At 49.0% G+C, this 7026-nt stretch carries 7 protein-coding genes; 6 read left to right on the top strand and 1 reads right to left on the bottom strand.

Annotated features, from left to right (window positions below):
• On the top strand, window positions 1-1099 hold a 1099-nt coding region (locus WC734_06395; protein ID MFA6198746.1), incomplete at its 5' end, for a LamG domain-containing protein.
• Window positions 1100-1175: 76 nt separating this feature from the next.
• On the opposite strand, the gene WC734_06390 is transcribed toward WC734_06395, so the two are convergent.
• Window positions 1176-1676, bottom strand: a complete 501-nt coding sequence (locus tag WC734_06390; GenBank protein ID MFA6198745.1) for a TrmH family RNA methyltransferase — start codon at window positions 1674-1676, stop codon at window positions 1176-1178.
• Window positions 1677-1703: 27 nt separating this feature from the next.
• On the opposite strand from WC734_06390, the gene WC734_06385 reads away from it, so the two are divergent.
• The 5 genes from WC734_06385 to WC734_06365 all read left to right on the top strand — a co-directional run bounded on the left by WC734_06385 (window position 1704) and on the right by WC734_06365 (window position 6818).
• Entirely contained in the window at window positions 1704-2687 is a 984-nt protein-coding gene (locus WC734_06385; protein ID MFA6198744.1) for a DUF5671 domain-containing protein, read from the top strand.
• A 411-nt stretch (window positions 2688-3098) separates the two neighbouring features.
• The gene (ruvB, locus tag WC734_06380) at window positions 3099-4112 is read left to right on the top strand and encodes a Holliday junction branch migration DNA helicase RuvB (protein MFA6198743.1); all 1014 of its coding nucleotides are present in this window, start codon (window positions 3099-3101) and stop codon (window positions 4110-4112) included.
• Window positions 4113-4139: 27 nt separating this feature from the next.
• Window positions 4140-4454, top strand: coding sequence for a hypothetical protein (locus tag WC734_06375; protein ID MFA6198742.1), 315 nt, complete (start codon window positions 4140-4142; stop codon window positions 4452-4454).
• Between the two features lie 27 nt (window positions 4455-4481).
• Window positions 4482-5858 (top strand): DUF4010 domain-containing protein, encoded by a 1377-nt coding sequence (locus WC734_06370; GenBank protein ID MFA6198741.1) that lies wholly within the window; start codon window positions 4482-4484, stop codon window positions 5856-5858.
• A 57-nt stretch (window positions 5859-5915) separates the two neighbouring features.
• Complete coding sequence (locus tag WC734_06365) at window positions 5916-6818, top strand: prepilin-type N-terminal cleavage/methylation domain-containing protein (GenBank protein ID MFA6198740.1); 903 nt, start codon at window positions 5916-5918, stop codon at window positions 6816-6818.
• Window positions 6819-7026 lie beyond the last annotated feature (208 nt).

Genomic DNA, 7026 nt, shown 5'->3' with positions numbered 1-7026 from the left:
CCAAGCCCGTGACAGTAAGCGTCAACAAGACTTATCAGCACTCAACCAGGCGTTAAACACCATCACCACCTTAGATCAGTCTCTCTTTATGGGAACCTCTTCTCTGGTCTATACCTCTCTACCTGACGCAACCACCACCTGTGCTAACTGGAATCTTCCTTCTCTCCCTGCAGGATGGCAGTATTACTGTGTGGCGACCTCTTCTCTCCAAAATACCAATGGGACTGGCTGGATCCCGGTTAACTTCAAGACTACGGGAGTCGTCTCTCTTTCCTCCCTCCCCACTGACCCCATCAATGCTTCTTCCTCTAATCTTTTCTATACCTATGTGAGTGGCGGATCATTTGAACTCAATGGTATCCTGGAATCAACTAAATACCGTAGTAATCCCTCTCTTTCTAAACCCAACCTTCCTGGTGTTCTTTCGTATGGTTCTAACCAAGCTCTTTCTCCCCTCTACAATACCTCAGGGTTAGTGGGATATTGGAACTTTGATGAGGGGACCGGGACGGTGGCGCTTGACTCAAGTGGGAACAATAACACGGGGACTATTTATGGTCCGCCCGCGTGGATAAACGGAAAGGTTGGCAAGGCGCTTGTGTTCAATGGGACAACTAACTATGTCTCTGCTGGTAATGGCTCCGCTGTTAATATAACCAGCTCTCTTACTTTGGCCACATGGGCCATGCTTACTAGTCAGAGCATCGTGGGCACGTTTATAAGTAAGGGGAATTACAATGCTGGTCGCGCGGGATATGTGTTCTATCCTATGTATAGTCCGCCAAAGTTTGGCGTGGGAGTTGAATTGCAGGGCGTGTCTCCGGCAAATCTTTTAACGCCGTCTTATACATTAGATTTTAATCAATGGTATTTTGTTGCGATAACGCGGGACGGATCAAAGACAAGTATATACGTGGACGGAAGTTTGGTAGCACAACAGAGCGCGACGGGTGCCATTATCACCAACACAGACAATCTTACCATCGGCAATGATTCTGGATTGGCGTATCCCCACAAAGGATACCTAGATGATGTTCGTGTTTATAATAGGGCCTTGTCTCCTGGCGAAATTCGATCGTTATATAACGCAACGAAATAAGAAACGACCAGCAACAAGATCGGGGCATCTCTTCTATCTTTGCCGTCGGTTGTAAGTTGTTTGTTGTTGGTTTCCTCTAAAGAGCAAATGCCGCAATACCAAACGCCACGGCAACGTTGAGTGATTCTTTTTTGCCATACATCGGAATTTCGGCGATGCAATCAGCGGCGTTTAAAATCGACGCAGGCAATCCGCGGACCTCATCGCCGACAATCAGTGCAATATTTTTTCTGCGCGCAACCCGCGCCGCAGTGCGTATGCGTGTATAGGGGATTGATTTTTCCGATTGCTCAACGGCAACGATGAAAAATTTTTCTTTGCACAATTTTTTTATCAGCGATAGGGTGGCGGCTGGCGTCGGCGATGATCCGATTTTTTCCCATGCGACAAACCGTTCGGCACCCAGGGCGGTTTTGACGATATCTTTCTGCGTGCGTCCGAACCGATCAATGGGTGCGGGGGTGATGCCGCATAGATAGAGCGTGTCAATGCCAGCCGCGTCGGCGGTACGGAATAAAGAGCCCACGTTATGTGCGCTTCGTATGTTGTAAGCTATCGCGAGGCGGCGCGTCTTCATAGAAGGTGTGGTATACTCAATAGTACTATGACAGACAACAACACTCAATATAAACAGGAGTCGACGACGTTGCACGAATCTCCTGCGGGATCGGAGCGAAAAAATCCAGCTCTGCACTTCTTTTTATATCTGGTCTGGTTCTTATCGCTGGGCTTTGTGGCCAGCGGTGTGGGCGCGATCCTTTTCCAGATCATTAATAAATATTTTTCTGATACTTTGAGCGGAGCCTATGGTGCGTTGGTCAGCCAGGGTGTGGCGGTATACGGCGTCGCATCGCTTGTCGTCGCCGCACCGGTATATTTTATCGTCGGCCATCTTGTCCATGCCTATCTGCGGAGTGGGGCGATTGATGAAATGTCGCGGGTGCGTAAATGGATTACCTATATTATTCTTTTTATTGCGGCTGGCACCATTATTGGTGATTTAATCGCTTTAATGGTCAATGTCCTTAATGGTGATATTGTGTGGCGGTTTGCGCTCAAGGCGTTGGTTATTCTGCTGATCGCCGGTGCGATATTCGGATATTATTTTTGGGAGATCCGCCGTTCACCAACCACGGGAGCGGGGAAGCGTGAAAATAAAGCAATGGGAGGCATTGCGATAGGGGTGGTGGCTCTTGTTTTTGGCGCGGCGTTTCTGGTGGTTGACTCTCCGGTGGTTGCGCGCGACAAGCGGGCGGATGAGCAAACGCTTTCGTGGGCGCAACAAACCGACAGTGCAGTACGAGATTTTTATAGTCGACACGACCAACTTCCCGCAACGCTCGCTGACGTTAAAAGCGATCCGTTGGCGTTCTTTGCATCGGCTGGATCAATCGGATACGAAAAAACCGCGAGTACCTCGTATCAGCTCTGTGCGGATTTTGTCCGGAGCACGCTGGGAGAGAGCGATCCATATTCAAATCCCGAGGCACCGACATGGGAACATCCGATCGGTCATTATTGTTTCGATCGTACGGTTGAGCAGCCGTATGCGAAGGGAGCCCCGCTCACCGTTCCGGTTGCACGATAACGTAAAAAAGATAACTGTTTCTGACGATCGTCAGAAACAGTTATCTGCGGCGAGGAAACACAAAACGTCCCGATATATATCGGGACGTTTTGTGTGGTCGGCGGTTCTTGCAAAAAGAAATCGCCTAATTCTGTGGACAACTGTGTGGAAGTAAAATCTTTAGCGTCACGCAAAGATTTATAGAATCTTTCAGAGGAGTGTCCGAGCCGAAACCTGGACGTCCATGGGCATAGAAAAATTCCTGAACGTGTGTCCACAGGATTAGGCGATCGCATAACCCAGTGTCGATATGCAGTATAGCATATCAATGATATTATGTCAAGTACCCGCAAAACGACATGGATGCCGCTTTTTTTCCTGCGGATTTTCTGCTAGAGTCAGCAGTAGCCAATAATAAACAAATCCAGAACCATGTCAAGTGGAAAACGTGTGCATAACAATCCTCCCCAGAAAGATCTGCGTGAAGACGCCTATTTAGACGCTGCTTTGCGTCCCGAAGCATGGGGGGACTATATTGGTCAGGATGGCGTTAAACGGAACTTGGCGTTGATGATGAAGGCGGCACAAGAACGCAAAGAACCGATAGATCATATACTTTTTTATGGACCAGCGGGGCTCGGGAAGACGACATTGGCTGGATTGGTTGCTCGTCAGATGGGCGGACACTTGCGGGTGACCTCGGGTCCGGTCCTGAGTAAGGCCGGAGACATGGCCGCCATCCTATCCACCTTGGAGGAAGGGGATGTTTTATTTATTGACGAAGCACATCGCATCAACCGCGCTATTGAGGAGATGTTATACCCAGCCATGGAATCGGGGGTTCTACATGTGGTGGTAGGCAAGGGTCCGGGCGCGCGCATGCTGTCCTTGTCGCTTCCTCGCTTTACGTTGGTCGCGGCGACCACGCGAGTTAATCTGCTTTCGTCGCCATTACGCACTCGCTTTGGCGGCATGTTCCATTTGGATTATTACTCGCTTGATGATATCCGCGCGATTATCGAGCGGTCGGCAAAAATTTTAGATGTGGCGCTTGCCGATGAGGCGATTGATTTAGTCGCGCATGCATCCCGATTCACCCCACGTATCGCCAACCGCTTACTCAAGCGTGTTCGTGATTTTTGCCAAGTTCAGCGCCTTGAACGTGCCGATGTGGCTATCGCCCGCGCGGTGCTAGATATGTTTGCTATTGATGATCAGGGACTAGAAGAACACGATCGGAATTTGTTGCGCGCAATCATCGAGCGGTTTTCCGGGGGTCCGGTTGGCGTCAACGCATTGGCGTCAGCATTAGGGGATGATCGAGACGTTATAGAAGAGGTCTATGAACCCTATTTAGTTAAAATGGGATTTATAACCCGTACGCCATCGGGGCGCATGGCAACCGAGTTGGCTTATGAGCACCTGCGTATTCCCCACGCGCGGTAGGATGTGGTATACTGTTTCAAAAAGCGTATGGAACACTCAACGCATCACATAGATCATCAAACTGGTCATAGTCTTGCGCATCGGCATGTTCGTTTTACGTCGAAACGCACGGGCGATATTTCAATGGCGTGCATTATTTTAGCAATCACATTGGTATTGTTGTGGGTTTTGATTGAATTGGCGGTGGTGGGGGGATATGCGCTGATCTATCGGGTTGATGATTTAATGGCCGCACTGTATTTGCGCGCCAATCCTATTTCGACAAATTTTGCTATTGTTTCTTTGGTGCTTATTGCAATCTCTCCGCTCATTGCAATCAATTTTTACGAAGGGAAAAAATAGCTGCATGGCTTCCTCTCAAGGACGGATATGATGTCATTAGCTATCATTGCAAAATTGGCGCTCGCATTGGGATTGGGTGCGGTTATTGGTCTTGAGCGTGAATCACATCGCGATCGCACGGGTGAGGAGCAGGCACTTGAGCGTCTCAATATCGGCGGCGTGAGAACGTTCTCTATGATCGCGTTGTTGGGAGCGTTTGCGGGGGTGATGGCGCTTTCGAGCAACAACGCGCTTGCAACGCTGATTGCCGCGACATTTTTTGTGATGCTGGCTGCCTATTATGTGATGGGCAGTATTTTAATTAAATCGATCGGCATGACCACCGAACTTTCGGCGGTATTCACTTTTCTCGTTGGATTTATTGCGGTGGCAAATTATTTTCCGATGCAGGTATTGGTCGCACTGACCATTGTGTTAATTCTTATTCTTTCTCTTAAAGATCGGACAAAAGAATTGGTGCGGGGCATTACCTCATATGAAATGCATGCTCTGATTATGTTTGCGGTGGTTGCGCTGGTGATCCTGCCCTTTTTGCCTAATCAATGGTACTCACTTGAAAATATTTCTGCATTTCAGGAATTGTCGGCAATGCGCGGCGGGTGGTATACACAACTTCTTTCTCTGCAGATTATCAATCCGTTTCAATTGTGGTTGGTGGTGGTGCTTATTACCGGCGTTGAATTAGTCGGCCATTTATTAAGCAAGCTCGTGGGAGAGCGCAAGGGGGTTCTGCTGGCAAGCATCGCGGGCGGGCTTGTGTCCTCGACGGCTATTGTGCAGGCGTTGGCACACAAAAGTCTCGGTACAAAAGATATGCGACCGCTTCTTGCTGCGGCGTTTTTTGCTACCGCGGTCAGTTTTCCCGAGGTATTACTTGCTATTATTCTACCGCTTAATGCAGCGTGGTTTTTAAGTGTTCTCCCGATGGGGTTGCTGGTGATGGCGGCGGCACTTGGCGTTGGTGCATGGTTTTGGTATCGGAGTGGGGCACAGTCCCATCAAGCCGATGCCGAATTATCGGATCCGGGCGCGCCATCGGTGCCAAGTGTTGAGGAAAAATTATTCGAGTTTATCCCCGCAATTAAATTTGCGCTTTTGGTGGTTTGCGTCGGGATTATTGCACGGTTTCTCTTTCTTGTTTTTGGCGGGACCGGATTTTTGGTGGGCGTTGTTATCGCCGCATTCACCGGATTGGATGCTATTACTATTGTTCTTGCGAGTATGGCGGGAGCAGCGATTCCATTTTCGTTTGCCTTGATTGGTTTTATTATTGCCAACGCGGCAAATCTTGCCGCGAAATTTTTGTATGCGTTGATATGGGGGAAGCGGGAATTTGCCTATGCGTTTTTATGGGCATCGGTGATTATTGTTGCGATAAGTATCGCGGGATATTTTGTCGTGTGATATACTGCATAGTGAATAAACAAAGAAATCCTTTTCGGTCTCTTTTGTCTTCCTCTTATGCGTCGTATTTCCTCCTTTACTCTCATTGAGTTATTAATTGTCGTCGGTATTTTGGCGGTGCTGGTCGCCTCCATTGTTGTGATCCTTAACCCCACCCAGCTTTTAGCTCAAGCCCGCGATGCCAAGCGTCTTGCGGACACCGTGGCTCTCAACAAAGCTATGGGAGTCTTGCAGGCTATCCAACCCCCCATCTCTCTGGGGACTGCTTCAACCGTCTACATTTCTATCCCCGACACCTCGGCTACCTGTACAAACTTGGGTCTCCCATCGCTTCCTTCCGGCTGGGTGTATAGCTGTGTTTCCTCAACTAACCCTCAGAAAAGCGATGGTACCGGCTGGATCCCCGTTAATTTCAATATTGCGGGAGGGGCCCTTCTCCCCACGCTTCCCGCCGATCCGGTCAATGCTACGACGAGCAATAATTTTTACGCCTATACCCCTCAAGCCAATGGTATCTGGGAAGTGAGCGTTCCTCTTGAGTCAACTAAATACATTCCTCAGGGGTCTACCGACGGAGGAACCAATTCAGTGCGTTATGAAAATGGAAACAATCTGACGTTGTTACAGTCGACGGTGTTTGGAATGACTCCTGTTTTGCCCGATGTCCAAACGCTTCCGGCGGCAGTCATCTGTGCAATTGCCGCAACTTTGTACGGATCGGTAAATCCGCACAATATTTCAACAACAGCGTGGTTTGAGTATGGGACATCCCCGACTCTTTTTAGTTATTCAACGGCAGGGCAGAACGTTACAGGGAACGTGTCGTCAAGCGTTTCTACTTTAGTGGGGAATCTCTACCCAACAACGTGGTATGTTCGAATAAAAGCTCAAAATCAATTTGGCTCTTCTTATGGGTCAATCTTAAACTTCGTTCCAGGCGGCATGGTGTGTCCGGACTAGGTGATTTCTTAGGGTCATTCTTACCATGAAATGCGTATGTCCAGCCCCAAATCCTTCACCCTTATCGAACTGCTCATCGTCATCGGTATCCTCGCCGTCTTAGTCGCCGCTATCGTTATAACCCTCAATCCCGCTCAGCTCTTGCAAGAAGCCCGTGACAGTAAGCGTCAACAAGACTTATCAGCACTCACCCAGGCCCTCCACACCA

It is taken from the genome of Patescibacteria group bacterium, from assembly GCA_041661625.1.
GTDB lineage: Bacteria > Patescibacteriota > Patescibacteriia > JAHIZJ01 > JAHIZJ01 > JBAZUB01.
Note: the sequence above shows the minus strand (reverse complement) of the source record. Positions and strands in the feature narration are given on the sequence as shown.